The organism is Pseudoalteromonas sp. P1-25 (assembly GCF_001401805.1).
Classification (GTDB): Bacteria; Pseudomonadota; Gammaproteobacteria; order Enterobacterales; family Alteromonadaceae; genus Pseudoalteromonas.
The window spans coordinates 1-15,605 of the sequence record NZ_LKDW01000028.1; the positions used below are offsets into that span (position 1 = coordinate 1).

Here is a 15,605-nt window from a genome sequence, read left to right on the forward strand (position 1 = left end):
TGGAGGGGTTCCCGAGCGGCCAAAGGGATCAGACTGTAAATCTGACGGCTCAGCCTTCGCTGGTTCGAATCCAGCTCCCTCCACCACTTCTTATCTTAAGTATCTTTTTCTATCTCTTTTTCATCACTATTTAAATTTCATTTTTAGACTAATTATCAAATACCCACTGTAATGTTGCCCCATGGTTTTTAAGCCATGCTGATGCCAATTTATAATCGGGATAGAATTTAGCTACGCGCTTCCAAAAAGCGCTGCTGTGGTTTAAATGCGTTAAATGAGCCAATTCGTGCACAATAACATAATCAATTATATGATGCGGTGCCCCAACAAGGTTTAGGTTAAAGGTTAGTTCTCGTCGAGAATTACAACTCCCCCACTTACGTTTATAACTTCCAATCGTCAATTTAGTCGGTAATGCTTCTGACATCTGTTGGCAATAATAAGCTAAACGCATTTCAATGTAGTTTGTTAGCATTTCTTCAAGAGCAAGGCAAAGTAGCTGCTTACGTTTTTCGAGCTGTTTTTTTACTCGCTTAGAAGTGTAAATAATAAACTCGCTGTCGGACTGCTGAACATATGCGCGTGTCCCTTTAGCGAAAGTAATAGTATATGGTTTATCAAACACCGTAACTTTCTGACTTTTAAATGGGTGTTGCTGAACATCAATAGCATTAAGTTGTTTATGTAATTGCGCAGCTACCCACTCTTTTTTACTGAGCAGCCATTGTTCTATATGTATTTTTGATACGTGCGTAGGTGCATAAACAGTAACTAATTGTTGGCTCACTTTTATTGCCACTGTTTTACGCCTTGTACTTCGCTTTAACTGATACTCAAACAAGGTGTATGCTCAAAATCTAAAAAAGCCTATTATAAAGCCTTATCTATTCAATGTAGTTATTTAACGATAAATAAATAGGTTCAGTATTTTTTACTAACTCAAAATAACGTTTTATTAATGAAGTGCACTGCGTATGTTAATATTTTTACAAGAAAAAGTAACTTCACAGATTTATAGTATAAATTATTAGATTAACAGTTTATTTATATAATAAATCTATTAAACTAGTTTAATAAAGATACTAATTTGAGTCGTTATGCTCTCTGCATTTTTTATAACCGATCAAGATCCGAGCCTTATTATCAATGGTGCATATAACCCTATACTGGTTAGTTTATCGGTCGTTACCGCTATTTTTGCAGCCTTTTTTACCGTATGGTTAGTTGATGTAGCTAAGCAAACACAGTTCGAAAGCTATAAACGCCTAGCCAATATAACCGGAGCCACTGTTTTATCGGCCGGCATATGGAGCATGCACTTTATAGGTATGTTGGCTTTTTCGCTATGCACAGATATAAGTTATGATCCGCTGATAACCCTTTTATCTTTTTTACCTGCATTTATTGCATGCCAATATGCCTTTTCGATTTTAGTAAAATCGCAAGGCTCTTTCAAACACCTTATTATTTGCTCTATTTTACTTGGCTCAGGTATTGGCACAATGCATTACAGTGGCATGGCTGCTATGGAGCTGGCACCGTTACTACGTTACGACCCTGCCATGTTTGCTTTATCGATTGTAGTCGCTGTTGGTTTATCGTTTATAGCACTTTTTACCCGTTATTATTTAACGCGTTTGCTACCTAATTTATCACAGATACAAGCGCGTGCTATTACCGCTATTATTTTAGGTTCAGCAGTGGCAGGCATGCACTACATGGGTATGGCCGCTACCCGATTTGTTGCAACCACACCGCTTTTACCTGATTATCAAGAGTCAACCACTGAGCTTGCTTTTGTGGCTATTGCCGTAGCTACCGCGACGGTTGCTATAACTTGTGTTATTGCAGTTATAAATGGCATGGTTAGATACCGCTTATTGCTTGAGGAGAAATCGGCGGATGAATCGCGCTTAAATGCTATTTTAGGCACTGCTATTGATGGCATTGTAACTATAGATCACACCGGCATTATATTGAGCTTTAACGAAGCGGCCAGCAAAATTTTTGGTTGGCGAGAAAGTGACGTTCAGGGGCAAAATGTAAAAATGCTGATGGCCGATGAAATCGCTCGCCACCACGATGGCTATTTGTCTAACGCCAAAAATGTAGATCTTGGTAAGGTAATTGGTATAAATAGAGATGTCTCTGCTAAGCACAAAGATGGCCACCTCTTCCCAATACGCTTAGGCATAGGAGAAGTTAACCAGCCCGACCAGATGCCATTATATGTTGGTTTTATTACAGATTTAACCGAACAACGCGCCTTGCAACAAAGCCTTATTGAAAAAGAGCAAAAGTACCGCTCTTTGATGGATAATATGCCTGGCGCTGCTTTTCGTTGTAAATACGATGAAAACTGGAGCATGTTATTTATCAGCCCGACCATAACTGAGCTCACTGGCTACACGCCAGAAGAGTTCACAGAAAGCTGCATTGAATTTAATGATCTCATTTTAAAAACAGATCAACCAACGGTTAACGAAGCCGTAGCACAAGCCATGACCTCAAGCTTAAAATACTCGGTAGAATACCGTATACGCCACCGCAACGGTAAAGTCGCCTGGGTACTCGATAAAGGCAGTATAACCCTTGATAAAGAGAATAACCCGCAGTGGATAGATGGGGTATTAGTAGATATTACAGAGCAAAAAGAATACGAAGACAAACTAGAACAAGCTAAATTGCAAGCTGAAGAAGCTGCGCACGCTAAGCAATCGTTTATGGCTAATATGAGCCACGAAATTCGCACACCAATGAATTCTATTATCGGTTTTAGCGACCTACTCATGGACACACCGCTAAACCAAGAACAGCAAAAACATTTGGTTACAGTCAATAATGCGGCGCGTTCATTATTGAGACTCCTTAATGAAGTGCTTGATACCGCAAAGCTCGAGCGCGGAAAGTTAACGATTGAACCAGTACACTTTAGTTTGAAACAGGTACTCGATAGCATTATTTCGACATTTTGGCTTGAAGCAAAAAAGAAAGACCTACGCTTAAAGTTAAACATTAAAGACTCTGTTGCCAGCACCTACTATGGCGACCCAGATAGATTAAGGCAAATTTTAACCAACCTAATCGGTAACGCTATTAAATTTACCGAGCAAGGATCGGTTGAGCTCACTGTAAGCACCACACAAACCGAGCAACTCTTTTTTGAAGTGCAAGATACCGGTATAGGTATTGCTAAAGACCGTGTTAAAGCTATTTTTCAGCCGTTTGTTCAGGCCGATGGCACCACAACTCGTCGCTTTGGTGGTACAGGACTTGGCACAACCATTAGTAAACAATTAGTAGAGCTGATGGGCGGCACCATAAACCTAGTCAGTGAAGAAAATAAAGGTACCTGCTTTTATTTCTCTTTACCTCTTAAACAAGGCGATGCAGAGAAAATAGATCATTTCGATGGCCTACACACCCAGCTACCCTCACTAAGAGTGCTGGTGGTGGATGATATCGAGCAAAACACCGAGTTACTCTCTTTGTTACTTTCTAAAGATCAGCATTTAGTTACCAAGGCAAGCACCGGTTTAGACGCTGTGGAAATATTCGAAAAGCAAAGCTTTGATGTCATCCTGATGGATATTCATATGCCTGAGTGTGATGGCATAGAAGCAACCACAAAAATTAGAGCCATAGAAAAACAAAGACAGTTGAAATTCACCCCTATTATTGCCCTAACGGCCAGCGTCCTACAACAGGATAAACTTACAGCTAAACGAGCTGGCATGAACGGCTTTGCTAATAAGCCTATAGATATAAATCAGCTTAACCAAGAAATTGCGCAGGTGCTTGGCTTAGGTATTGCAAAAGATATGGTGATTCGCCAATCAGACCCAGAGTCTAAGCACATCGACTTTGAAAAAGGTGTGATGCTTTGGGGTAATAAATGCAAGCAGTTAACCGAAATTGCCAAATTTATAAATGACAGTAATAAACGATTTGATATTTTATTTAATACTAAATTATCGCAGATTAAAAACGAGCATAGCCTGATACACACCCTTAAAGGAGTCGCAGGTAATTTAGGCCTTACAACATTAATGACTTTATTAGCCAACTTAGAGCACGAACAGACATCTGAACAATCTACAACGTTAGTAACTCAAATAAAAGACGAGTTAGAGACAATAACCCAATTAATATCAGGCGATGAATGTGCACCAATCACGCGTGTTGAGAGTGAAGATACTGAGCAAAAAAGCTCGCTAAGCGCGGCTGAATTAAAGTCACTATGTGAAACGTTGCACCATGAAGCACAAAGTGCTGAGCTCAACGATGATTTACTTGCACAGCTTGAAAATAACGCCCCTGCACACTTACAAACTCAAATAAATGAGGTTGTAAACGCGTTTGATGAATTTGACTTTGATCAGGCGCAACATGTGCTAAACGATTTAATTAAAGAGTTTACCCAAGAATGAGAATAGTGAATGGATTTTAGCAACGACAAACCACGTATATTAATCGTTGACGATGAACCTGCGAACTTAAAAGTTATGCGAGAAGTATTAGGTAATCAATACCGTATGTCTTTTGCTAAATCGGGAGATGCAGCACTTACACTGCTTGAAAAAGAACAGCCTAAACTTATTTTACTCGATATCATGATGCCCGATATGAATGGCTTTGAGGTATGCGAAATAGTTAAAAGTACACCCGCTCTTTCGCATATCCCAATTATTTTTGTAACGGCTCTGGGCGATGAAAGCGATGAGTTTAAGGGGTTTGAACTTGGCGCTGTTGATTACATAACTAAACCCATTAGCCCTGCGATTGTGCGCGCCCGAGTTAAAACACATTTGTCGCTTGTGCAGGCCGAGCAATTAAAGCAAGCCCATGTTGATTTAGTACATCGCTTAGGTCGCGCTGCAGAGTACAAAGACACAGACACTGGCGAGCACATTGCTAGGATGAGCCAGTACAGTAAATTATTAGCATTAGAGTTTGGTATGGATGAACACCAAGCCGAGCTACTTCGCCAAGCAGCCCCCATGCACGATGTAGGTAAAATAGGTATTCCGGATGCTATTTTATTAAAGCCTGGGCGATTAACCTCTGAAGAATTTGACCACATGAAACAGCACGCGGTTATTGGTGCACAAATTTTAGCAAATTCTTCATCTCCGCTATTACAACTTGCCCATAAACTAGCTATAGAACACCACGAAAAGTGGGATGGCAGTGGCTACCCTCATGGTTTAAAAGGCGAACAAATATCGGTTGAAGGGCGTATTGTAGCTATTGCTGATGTATTTGATGCCCTTACCTCAAAACGCCCGTATAAAGAGGCTTGGAGTGTAGAAGAAGCACTTGAGCATATGCAAGCACAAGCGGGTAAACACTTTGACCCCCACCTTATCAATTTATTTGTAAATAAGCTCGATGCTATAATCGCAATTAAAAATACATATCAAGAGCAAGACTAAGTATTGCGCTTGTGCGAGCCTTGTTTTACATCGCCATATACCGCTTTTATGTGCGGGTAGTCACGAGAGGTTATTTCGTGGCTATTCCCACTGTTATCTTTAAAATAAAGTGAAAACGTAACACCGTGATCGGCCAGTACTGTTTTTATATTTAAGCCATTTAAATAATCAACCCAGCAAATAAACTGTGCGCCGGTGGCAGCAAACGCAATCCCTTTACTCCGACCTTGTGCTTCAAACAACGCTAAACGCGTTGTTTTTGCGGTATCTTCAAGTGTGAGTGGCCCTTTGCCATTTTCATCCCAAAAGGCAAGCTCTTCAACTACGCTAAAGCCTAGTACCCGCTTATACCATTTTAGCGCTTCTTGGATGTTTTCAACATTTAGGTGGCAGTGATCTATGCCCGATAATAATGGAGCGCTCATACTATTGGCCAATTTCTGATTTTAACTGCTCTAAAAACGCATACATATACGCTGTGCGTCGCTCTGCCTCAGCTTTAGCTGAGGGCGTATTCATGCTCTTAGCAATATGAAGCAATTTAATAAAAAAATGATCAAGGGTATAGGTTTTATCATCTGCTTCGCGGTTAACACAAAACGGATCATCAGGGTTGTACAGTAAGCGACTGATAGAACCCCCTACTTTCATACAACGGCTGACACCTATTGCACCGAGTGCGTCCATCCTATCGGCATCTTGCACGATTTGAGCTTCTAAAGTTTTAACCGCTATATTGGCGCTAAAGCTATGGGCGGCAATAGCATGATGAATATCATCAAACAAACTCGCGTCATAGTTAATTGACTTTAAAAACGCAATGGCTTTATCTGCCGCCATGGTTGACGCTTTTGCTCTGTCAGGATGGTTTTTTGCCACTGCAACACAGTCATGCATCCATGCAGCGGGCAAAACAATATTCATATTGGCTTGCTCGGCGTGACACAATTGAATAGCAACACGTACTACGCGCTCTATATGTGTTATGTCGTGGGCTACATCAGCATGTATTAGCGAAGTAATAAATGTACGACATTGAGAGTCTAGTTGTTGTAACTCAGGGGTTAAAACAGAGTTGGCCACAGTTATGTTCCAAAAACAAATTAATATAAAAATTGTTCATACTTTACCGTGCTTTACACCTCCCTTGCAAAACATTCATTGTATGTTGCCCTATGCTTGACTAAAATACAGCGCTTATTTATTACTACTGAGAAGCCTTATGTCATCTGCCGTTTACCTCCAAGCTGGTCGCGAAAAATCATTAAAAAGAAAACACCCATGGTTATTTTCTAAAGCCATCAAAAAAATTAAAGGTAAACCAGGCCTAGGTGATACGGTAACAATACACGACAGTGAAGGTAAATTTCTTGCCACCGCAGCTTATAGCCCTCATTCACAAATAAGAGCGCGTGTGTGGAGTTTTGATGAAAAAGAATTAATAGACCAAGAATTTTTTGAGCGTCGCTTACGCCGTGCTTTACACGCGCGCGAGCATGCAATCGCCGAAGGCGGTTTAACTGGATTTAGATTATGTGCTGCTGAGTCTGACTATTTACCTGGTGTTACTATTGATAAGTTTGATAACACCTTAGTATGTCAACTATTAAGTGCTGGTGCTGAGCGCCATAAAGGTGAAATTGTAGGCGCATTAATGGCTATTTTTCCTGGTGCAAATATCTATGAGCGCTCTGATGTAGACGTGCGCACCAAAGAAGGTTTAGAGCCCATCAAAGGCGTTTTGTGGGGAAACGAGCCTTCAGCACCTGTGCTTATTGAAGAAAATGGCCTAAAGCTTGAAGTGGATATTTTAGAAGGTCACAAAACAGGCTTTTACCTTGACCAGCGTGATAGCCGCGCAGCACTTGAGCGTTTTTCAAAAGATAAAACCGTATTAAATTGCTTTAGCTACACAGGTACATTTTCATTGTATGCCTTACGCGGTGGTTGTAAACACGTTACTAATGTTGATGTATCGCAACCAGCGTTAGATACCGCTAAGCGTAATGTAGAGCACAATAACTTAGATTTAAATAAAGTCGATTTTGTAAAACAAGATGTGTTTAAACTATTGCGCCAGTATAGAGATGAAGGCAAACAGTTTGACACTATTGTGATGGACCCACCAAAGTTTGCAGATAACAAAGCACAGTTAACTGGAGCGTGTCGTGGGTATAAAGATATAAACATGATTGCTATGCAAATTTTAAAGCCAGGCGGTACATTACTTACCTTTTCGTGCTCTGGATTAATGGAGCAAAATTTGTTTCAAAAAGTGGTAGCAGACGCTGCGCTAGATGCGGGTAAAGAGCTATTGATTATGGAACGTTTAAATCAAGCGGCCGATCACCCTATTGCGGGCAGTTACCCTGAAGGCTTTTACTTAAAGGGCTTAATTTGTAAGGTTTACTAAAAATTATTGTAATTACCTACAAGGACGTAGGTAATAAAAATCGAACGTAATTTAACTCCCGCAATAGCAAAAGCCACCAGCTAGGTGCTTATTTAATTTAGTTAAACTGGACTATTTCTAATCCTGCTGTAATAGTGCCATCGTCCTCTTTGCTAGCACGTATAACCTTGGCCGTTGCGTTTAAAGAGGCAATACTTGGGTGAGTTGACTCTATATTAACCTGTAGCAAAGTATCGAGTTCAAGTAAATCATCTAAATGAAGTGATAAACCAGTGGCACTTAAATCCACACATTCTGCGGTATAATTTAGCCCTGCAATAGGCTCTATTGTTGTTAATTGCGCAGGCGTATTAACCTGCATACGTCTAAAATTGCGCTTATCTTCAGTAAACATGCATCACCTTTAAACAACCGTGTTTATTTGCTCAAATAAAGTACCCATCGAAAACGGTTTTACCACATAGGCATCACACCCTGCATCAAACCCCGCCTGCTTTTCCGAAGGCGACTCTAATCCCGATACCATAACAACGGGTATATTTTTAGTCTCAGGCGTGTGCTTAAGCATCCGACATGTATCATACCCATCTAGGCCTGGCATACATACATCAAGCAAAATAATATCCGGCGGGTTAGCAATGGCAGACGCCAAACAGCTTTTGCCTGAGTCGGCATAACTAACTTCAAATTTTGAAGTCAGCGCAGATTTAAGCATTTCATAATTAAAATACTCGTCATCTACAACTAACAACCGCTTAATCTTATGTTCAACCGATGAGGACATAGGTATGTCGCTTCCTTCTCAACCAAAAATAAATCCTTCTATTAAGGTACTAAGCTTAATAGAAAATGCAAGTTTTATTCTATCTCTTTTATCGCATTCATAACGCGTTTTGCAGAAATAGGATATGGGGTACCTAAGGTTTGCGCAAACAGTGATACTCTAAGCTCCTGCTGCATCCAAAAAATAGCCTCTACCTCTTGCGGGATAGGTAAGCCTTTTGGAATTTTATTTACGAGCTTTTTGTACTCTTGCGCTACTTTTTCAAGCTCTAAAACACACAGTCTATCGCGGTTAGGATCAACAGGCAGTTTTTCTAAACGTTTCTGAATCGCTTTTAAATAACGAATTAGGTCAGGCATTTTATTTGCACCGTGAGCACTCACAAACCCTTTGAAGATAAGAGACTCAAGCTGCAATTTTATATCGCCATGGGCAGTTATCATAGTTAAATCGACGCGCCCTTTCATTTTTTTATGTAACGCGTGAGCAATGCTTAAAACTTGTTCAACCTGTGTGGCAATTTCTACCACAGCATCGCCTAGTTCGCCCCTAATATGCTCTTTAACTTTATCAAAAGCCTCTTCATCGCGTATATCACCATGCTTTAATAATAAGCTGTCTACACCGGCTGCAATACAATCGTCAATTAAATCTGCAATTTTACCAAACGGATTAAAGTACAAGCCCAGCTTAGCTTTATTGGGCAAGTTTTGCTGAAGGTACTTTATTGGTGAGGGTACATTTAATAATACTAAACGACGTAAACCTTGCTGATGTGCTTGCTGTGCTTTTTCTTCGCTATCAAAGAGCTCAATTGCCGCAGTGGATTTTTTATCTACCAGCGCTGGGTAAGCTTTTATTTCGTATTGGCCTTGCTTTTTAACGTATGAGGCAGGCAAAGCGCCAAAATCCCAGTGTGTTAAATCGGCTTTTTCAATGCCTTTATCGGCCACTTTTGACAGCGTATCGGTTACTTTGCCTTGCAGCTGTGCTTTTAGTTTTGCTAAATCGAGACCGCGTGCAAGCAATTTATCGTGCTCGTCACGTACCTCAAACTGTAAGCGTAAATGAGGCGCCAGTGCGTTTAAATCCCACGCTTCTATCTCTACTTTTACGCCTGTCATTCTTAGTAAGCGTGTAGTAAGTGCATCGAGTAAGCTGCCTTGCATAGGCTCAATGGCTGCCAGTACAGCATCAGCGTAATTAGGAGCAGGTACAAAGTTACGACGTAACGACTTAGGCAGCGATTTTATTAAACCACTTATTAGCTCATGCCTAAAGGCGGGTATGTGCCAATCAAACCCAGTTTCTTGCACTTGGTTTAAAAGTGCGACCGGTATTTGTACAGCCACCCCATCAACGGCTTGTCCAGGGTCAAAATGATAGCTCAGCGGTAAAATAATATTATCTTGCTGCCATGTATCAGGGTAATCAAACTCAGTTATATTACTTGCACCGTGTTGCATAAGCTGTTCACGGGTCATGTATAGGTAGCGTTTGTCTTTTTGTTTTTGCGTTTTATACCACTTTATAAAGGCTGCACGGTTGTTGATTTCTTTAGGTATTTTTTTATCGTAAAATTCAAATAACGTTTGCTCATCAACCAAAATATCGCGACGTCGCGATTTATGCTCAAGCACCTGAATATCTTCTATTAGCTCGCGGTTGTACGCTAAAAACTGCTCATTTAAGCCAAGCTCTTGCTCTACCAAGGCGGTGCGTACAAACAGCTCACGGCTAATTTTAGGGTCTATATTGCTATACACACAGCGGCGTTTATTAACCACTAATAGGCCGTATAAAGTTTGTTGCTCGAACGCGATAACAGCGCCTGGTTTTTTCTCCCAATGCGGCTCAGAATAACTTCGTTTTACTAAATGCTGTGCAAGGGGCTCTACCCAATTAATATCTATTTTGGCATTAATACGTGCGTATAGTTTACTGGTCTCTACCAGCTCTGCCGACATAATCCATTTGGGGCTCTTTTTAAATAATCCAGACCCCGGAAAGATATGAAATTGGCTATTACGAGCGCCTTTATATATTTGCTTTTCGTCTTTAAAGCCAATATGACTTAACATGCCGCTCAGTAGCGCTTTGTGAATTAGCTCAGAGTCAGCCACTTGGGTGGTGGCTTTAATTTTCATTTCGCTGCACACAGTGCTTATTTGATAAACAATGTCTTGCCACTCACGAATACGCATATAAGCCAAAAAGTCTTTTTGGCACAACTTTCTAAATTGGCTATTGGTCAGCTCACTTTGCTGCTCTTCTAGGTAATTCCAAAGGTTTAAAAAAGCAATAAAATCCGAGTCAGGGTCGTCAAAGCGGCTGTGTTTTTCGTTCGCAGCGGCACGTTTTTCTTGCGGGCGCTCTCTAGGGTCTTGAATCGACAGCGCAGCCACAATAATAATAACTTCTCGCAGTGCACCGAGCTTATTAGCCGTGAGCACCATTTTAGCTAGGCGCGGGTCGACCGGTAAGCGGCTAAGCTCACGACCTGATTGCGTTAAACTCGTTTGATGGCGTTTTTTACTCGGCTTAATCGCCTGTAGTTCTTCAAGTAGAGTTAAACCATCGTTAATATTGCGACTATCTGGCGCTTGTACAAACGGAAACTCGCTCATATCGCCAAGCCCTAATGCCAACATTTGCAAAATAACAGAGGCTAAATTGGTACGCAGTATTTCTGGGTCTGTAAATTCTGGGCGAGATATAAAGTCATCTTGCGAGTATAAACGTATACAAATACCCGCTTCAACACGGCCACAACGCCCCATACGCTGGTTGGCACTTGCCTGAGAAATTGGCTCAATAGGTAAACGCTGTACTTTAGTACGATAGCTGTAACGGCTAATACGCGCTGTACCTGGGTCTATTACATAACGAATACCTGGCACCGTTAATGAGGTTTCGGCCACGTTGGTTGATAAAATGATATGGCGGCGCGAATGCGGGGCAAATATACGGTTTTGCTCTGCGTTAGATAAGCGCGAGTAAAGTGGTAGTACGTCGGTATGTTTTAAATTACGTTTAGAGAGCGCCTCTGCGGTATCGCGTATTTCGCGCTCGCCATTTAAAAATATAAGGATATCCCCAGGCCCTTCAGCGCACAGTTCATCTACCGCATCAAAAATACCTTGCAATTGGTCGCCTTCGGCTTCCATAGCGTCTTTATTTATATCGCTTATTGGGTTATAGCGCACCTCAACGGGGAATGTACGTCCCGATACTTCAATAATGGGCGCATCATCAAAGTGCTTTGAAAAACGTTCAGGATCAATGGTCGCCGAGGTAATAATAACTTTTAAGTCGGGGCGCTTTGGCAGTAAGTTTTTTAAATACCCTAAAATAAAATCGATATTTAAGCTGCGCTCATGGGCTTCATCAATAATGATGGTGTCGTACTGATTTAAAAAACGGTCTTGTTGTATTTCGGCGAGCAAAATACCGTCGGTCATTAGTTTTACATACGTATTATTAGAAACCTGATCGCTAAAACGTATTTTAAAACCAATTTGTTGGCCGAGCTCACATTTCATTTCCTCAGCAATGCGATTAGCTACACTGCGCGCGGCTAAACGCCTTGGCTGAGTATGGCCAATAAAGCCATCAACCCCACGGCCAAGCTCTAAACACATTTTTGGTATTTGCGTGGTTTTACCTGAGCCTGTTTCACCAGCAATAATCACCACTTGATTATTCGCAATGGCGTCTTTAATGACGTCCTTTTTTTGACTTACCGGTAATTGTTCAGGGTACGTTACAGCGGGCAGCTCAGCTAAACGTTTTTCACGTAGCTGCTGGCTGCGGGTAATATCAGCCGCTATTTTTTCAAGGACATTGGCCTGCTTAGTCTCGTCTTGTATTTTTTTTACGCCATGTAAGCGTTTTTTAAATATAAACTGATCTTTTTTTAAGCACGTTTTAAGCTCGCCAAACAACTGACCTAGGTTTACCACCCGCACACCTTATAAATTTAATAAATGAGGGCTAATAGTATCAAAATAAACGCGCAGCGTTAATCCTACAATCCCTATAAGGCTTATATATCGCTATTGGTTTTTAAAAATTCCTACAAAGGTTGCTTGCGTGTTCGATTTGCTCGCTCGGTACATACCCGAGGTATTAAATGGCATACTAATATGACCTTTAGCATTCACAATAATAACACCACCTGTACCACCTATAGGCGCAAGCACTTGGTTAATAACCTCATCCCCTGCCTGCTCAATGGTTTTATTTTGATATTTAACACGTGCACAAATATCACTGGCAACACTGTAGCGAATAAAATACTCACCGTGACCGGTGGCCGACACCGCACACGTCTCGTTTTCAGCAAAGGTACCCGCACCAATCACAGGGGCATCGCCAATACGGCCAAAGCGTTTTGCGGTCATGCCACCTGTAGATGTACCTGCCGCTAAATTACCATTTTTATCCAGAGCCACGGCCCCTACTGTGCCCATTTTATAACTTGTTGGCAGGGCTTTATGTGCAGCTTGGTAGTTTTTGCTGGTTGCTTGCTCTTTTTCTAATTTTTGCTTCGCTTTTAAAAGCGCTTCATAACGATGTTTAGTATCAAATATATTGTTTTCTATCAGTTCAACGCCCTGCTCTTTGGCAAATTCTTCAGCCCCTTGGCCACTAAGCATTACGTGTACTGAGTTATCCATTACTAAGCGAGCCAATTCAATTGGGCTTTCTATGTGTTTTACACCAGCAACTGCACCTGCTTGACGGTTTCGTCCATCCATTATTGAGGCATCTAGTTCATGGCTGCCATCATAAGTGTACACGGCACCGCGCCCGGCATTAAAATAAGGTGACTGTTCTAATACTTTAATGGCAGTGGTTATTGCATCTAAACTTTCGCCGCCTTTTTCAAGCACACTGTAACCAGCCTCTACTGCTTCGGCTAGTTTAGCTCGGTAGGCTTTTTCTTTCTCTGGGGTAAACTTGGCTTTTTCAATTGTGCCTGCGCCACCATGAATCGCAATGGCAAACGGGGCTTGTTCACTTAACGCTAGTGTACTGAATGTTAAGCAACTGCTGGCTAAAACCGATAATAAGACTGTTTTTTTCATCGTGGGCTCTTTTTACATATAGGTTAAAAACAATGTGAATAGTCACAACAAAAATTTCAACTAAAGCAAGGTTAATGGCATAAAAAAAGCGCCATTAGGCGCTTTTTATTAAACGTGTATGTAATTACGCGCTTTGCTTTGCTTTTAAACGTGCTAAACGTGCTACTTGGTGAGTAGATGTTAAGAACGAATAAATAGGTGCTAAGTAACCGCGCTTACGAAGCTCTAAAAAGTCTTCATCGCTTAGTGAGTTTAGTTTTTTCTCATCGATAAGGTAAATACCGTTAATGTCTTTTTTCTCACCTTTAATATCTACAGTTAGCGTTTGCGCTACTAGTAGCTCTTTATCAGCTAAGTATTTAGTGAATGCTTCTGTTACTTGAGAAAACTCAATGAAAGACACTAAAGACTCTTTACGGCGCTTTAAGTACTCTGTCTCTTCACCGTTTTCAAATAATGCGTTGCCTTCCTCTTCACCCACAAGCGAGCTTGCTTCATCAATAACAATACCGTACTGATCTTGCTCAGGGTGCTTTACTAGACCTAATGGGTAACGTGTAGATGCCATAGGTGCAAAAGCTGCTGTCCATTTACCATCTTCTACAAACAGGTTTTCACCTGGCTCTAGGCCAAACATTGCAACTGCTTGAAAAGTACCGCTTTCGTTGTTTTTAACAAAAGACATTGGGAATTCATTTGCTACGCGTGCAAACTCATGTGCAACGACTGGCACTAAATGTTGAGTTTTCATAAATTCAACGTTGATGCCGTTTTGAATTTTAGTGTTGGCATGCTTTTCGTTGTGTAAAGGCTGTACTTGTTGCTCCGCCATGTTACTGCTCCGTTTATTTTTAATATATATGTTTCATTGTTAATGCCTTTAGGCTAATGCTTTTGAACGAAAAAAGGAAGGGAAAGTTTTATGACAACCGTCATGAAAAAATAAAGTTTAACTAAATCTGTGCGTTGCTAAAAAACAGACAATAAAAACTTAGAAAATACGCTCAAAAACAGTACAAATAACGAGTGATTTTAATACAGCCCCATAAAGCCCGTTAACATTGGTTAACAGTTTAACCGTATTTTTTGAATAGCTTTAGTACGTTATTTAAGCAAATAAAAAGGCAGCTTAATTAAGCTGCCTTTTTAAACTGTAAACAAGCGGCTAAATTAAGGCGCCCAATACACTTCAATATTTATGCTTGGATGGTTTAGCACAGCGCGAAGTGGCATGTCGTTTACATCGCCCCCCGCTTTAGCTTGCTTGTAAACCGCTAGCTTTTCTTCACCACTGATCAGGAGTTTAACCACTTTAGAGTTAGCTATTGCATTTAACGTAAGTGTCATACGCTCTGTGATGCTACCCGTTACTTCACTTTCAATTGCATTAATAGCGCACACAGTTTGCTGTGTTGTTAAACCGTGCTCAAGGCCCTGTGCATGCGGAAATAAAGACGCTGTATGGCCATCTGGGCCCATGCCTAAAATTGTTACATCGTACGGTGCTTTTAAAGCGCTATAAGCGGCTTCACATACTTGTGTGCCCTGCTCGGCCGTTGCTGCATCATTTTTCATGGTAATGAAATGTGCGGCCCTGCCATGATTTTGTAACAAGGTGCTTTTTATAAACGCTTCGTTACTTTTTTCGTGGCTTGGCTCAACCCAACGCTCATCAACCATGGCTACATCTATATTTTGCCAATCTAAATCAAGCGTTGATAAGTGCTTGTACGCCGGCGCCGGAGACGAACCGCCCGATACCATAAGCACGGCTCGGCCATCACTTTTTATGCCATCGCGTAAAGACTGCTCAAGCGTCTGAGATAGCTCAGCGGTTAACTCATCTTTTGAGTCAAAAAATTTTTCAACAAGTGTTGCCATAC

At 41.1% G+C, this 15,605-nt stretch carries 12 protein-coding genes and 1 tRNA gene; 4 read left to right on the plus strand and 9 right to left on the minus strand.

Features of this window, described 5'->3' with window-relative positions; translation table 11 throughout:
* The first annotated feature begins 1 nt into the window (after position 1).
* Positions 2 to 86: transfer RNA gene (locus AN393_RS15335), tRNA-Tyr, on the plus strand.
* Positions 87 to 148: 62 nt separating this feature from the next.
* Here the strand turns inward: AN393_RS15335 and AN393_RS15340 are convergent.
* The gene (locus tag AN393_RS15340) at positions 149 to 799 is read right to left on the minus strand and encodes a M48 family metallopeptidase (protein ID WP_082422757.1); all 651 of its coding nucleotides are present in this window, start codon (positions 797 to 799) and stop codon (positions 149 to 151) included.
* A gap of 298 nt (positions 800 to 1,097) precedes the next feature.
* Between AN393_RS15340 and AN393_RS15345 the strand changes: the two genes are divergently transcribed.
* Together AN393_RS15345 and AN393_RS15350 are read left to right on the plus strand one after the other, a co-directional pair.
* Positions 1,098 to 4,430: an MHYT domain-containing protein gene (locus AN393_RS15345; protein WP_055018550.1), complete on the plus strand. Its 3,333-nt coding sequence runs from the start codon at positions 1,098 to 1,100 to the stop codon at positions 4,428 to 4,430.
* Between the two features lie 9 nt (positions 4,431 to 4,439).
* A complete protein-coding gene (locus AN393_RS15350; RefSeq protein WP_055018551.1) occupies positions 4,440 to 5,435 on the plus strand; it encodes a two-component system response regulator in 996 nt (331 codons plus the stop codon).
* On the opposite strand, the gene AN393_RS15355 is transcribed toward AN393_RS15350, so the two are convergent.
* Positions 5,432 to 5,860, minus strand: a complete 429-nt coding sequence (locus AN393_RS15355; protein WP_055018552.1) for a VOC family protein — start codon at positions 5,858 to 5,860, stop codon at positions 5,432 to 5,434. The genes AN393_RS15350 and AN393_RS15355 overlap by 4 nt on opposite strands.
* 1 nt (position 5,861) lies before the next feature.
* Positions 5,862 to 6,518: an HD domain-containing protein gene (locus AN393_RS15360; RefSeq protein ID WP_055018553.1), complete on the minus strand. Its 657-nt coding sequence runs from the start codon at positions 6,516 to 6,518 to the stop codon at positions 5,862 to 5,864.
* A 139-nt stretch (positions 6,519 to 6,657) separates the two neighbouring features.
* Here AN393_RS15360 and AN393_RS15365 point away from each other — a divergent pair, with 139 nt between their 5' ends.
* Positions 6,658 to 7,848: a class I SAM-dependent methyltransferase gene (locus AN393_RS15365; RefSeq protein WP_055016271.1), complete on the plus strand. Its 1,191-nt coding sequence runs from the start codon at positions 6,658 to 6,660 to the stop codon at positions 7,846 to 7,848.
* Between the two features lie 97 nt (positions 7,849 to 7,945).
* Here the strand turns inward: AN393_RS15365 and AN393_RS15370 are convergent, their stop codons facing one another.
* The 6 genes from AN393_RS15370 to pgl form a co-directional block, all read right to left on the minus strand.
* A complete protein-coding gene (locus tag AN393_RS15370) occupies positions 7,946 to 8,242 on the minus strand; it encodes a PilZ domain-containing protein (RefSeq protein ID WP_055016272.1) in 297 nt (98 codons plus the stop codon).
* A gap of 9 nt (positions 8,243 to 8,251) precedes the next feature.
* Entirely contained in the window at positions 8,252 to 8,632 is a 381-nt protein-coding gene (locus tag AN393_RS15375) for a PleD family two-component system response regulator (protein WP_055016273.1), read from the minus strand.
* Between the two features lie 74 nt (positions 8,633 to 8,706).
* Positions 8,707 to 12,594 carry an ATP-dependent RNA helicase HrpA gene (gene hrpA / locus AN393_RS15380; protein ID WP_055018554.1) on the minus strand — a complete coding sequence of 1,296 codons (3,888 nt, stop codon included), beginning with the start codon at positions 12,592 to 12,594 and terminating at the stop codon, positions 8,707 to 8,709.
* 93 nt (positions 12,595 to 12,687) lie between these two features.
* Positions 12,688 to 13,722 (minus strand): isoaspartyl peptidase/L-asparaginase family protein, encoded by a 1,035-nt coding sequence (locus AN393_RS15385; protein WP_055016275.1) that lies wholly within the window; start codon positions 13,720 to 13,722, stop codon positions 12,688 to 12,690.
* A gap of 124 nt (positions 13,723 to 13,846) precedes the next feature.
* Positions 13,847 to 14,554 (minus strand): SapC family protein, encoded by a 708-nt coding sequence (locus AN393_RS15390; RefSeq protein WP_055018555.1) that lies wholly within the window; start codon positions 14,552 to 14,554, stop codon positions 13,847 to 13,849.
* A 338-nt stretch (positions 14,555 to 14,892) separates the two neighbouring features.
* Positions 14,893 to 15,603, minus strand: a complete 711-nt coding sequence (pgl, locus tag AN393_RS15395; protein ID WP_055018556.1) for a 6-phosphogluconolactonase — start codon at positions 15,601 to 15,603, stop codon at positions 14,893 to 14,895.
* Positions 15,604 to 15,605: the final 2 nt, after the last annotated feature.

Coding starts and splice junctions, on each gene's coding strand:
- AN393_RS15345 (WP_055018550.1), top strand. CDS start 1,098: ATGCTCTCTGCATTTTTTATAACCGATCAAGATCCGAGCCTTATTATC.
- AN393_RS15350 (WP_055018551.1), top strand. CDS start 4,440: ATGGATTTTAGCAACGACAAACCACGTATATTAATCGTTGACGATGAA.
- AN393_RS15355 (WP_055018552.1), bottom strand. CDS start 5,860: ATGAGCGCTCCATTATTATCGGGCATAGATCACTGCCACCTAAATGTT.
- AN393_RS15365 (WP_055016271.1), top strand. CDS start 6,658: ATGTCATCTGCCGTTTACCTCCAAGCTGGTCGCGAAAAATCATTAAAA.
- AN393_RS15370 (WP_055016272.1), bottom strand. CDS start 8,242: ATGTTTACTGAAGATAAGCGCAATTTTAGACGTATGCAGGTTAATACG.
- AN393_RS15375 (WP_055016273.1), bottom strand. CDS start 8,632: ATGTCCTCATCGGTTGAACATAAGATTAAGCGGTTGTTAGTTGTAGAT.
- AN393_RS15385 (WP_055016275.1), bottom strand. CDS start 13,722: ATGAAAAAAACAGTCTTATTATCGGTTTTAGCCAGCAGTTGCTTAACA.
- AN393_RS15390 (WP_055018555.1), bottom strand. CDS start 14,554: ATGGCGGAGCAACAAGTACAGCCTTTACACAACGAAAAGCATGCCAAC.
- pgl (WP_055018556.1), bottom strand. CDS start 15,603: ATGGCAACACTTGTTGAAAAATTTTTTGACTCAAAAGATGAGTTAACC.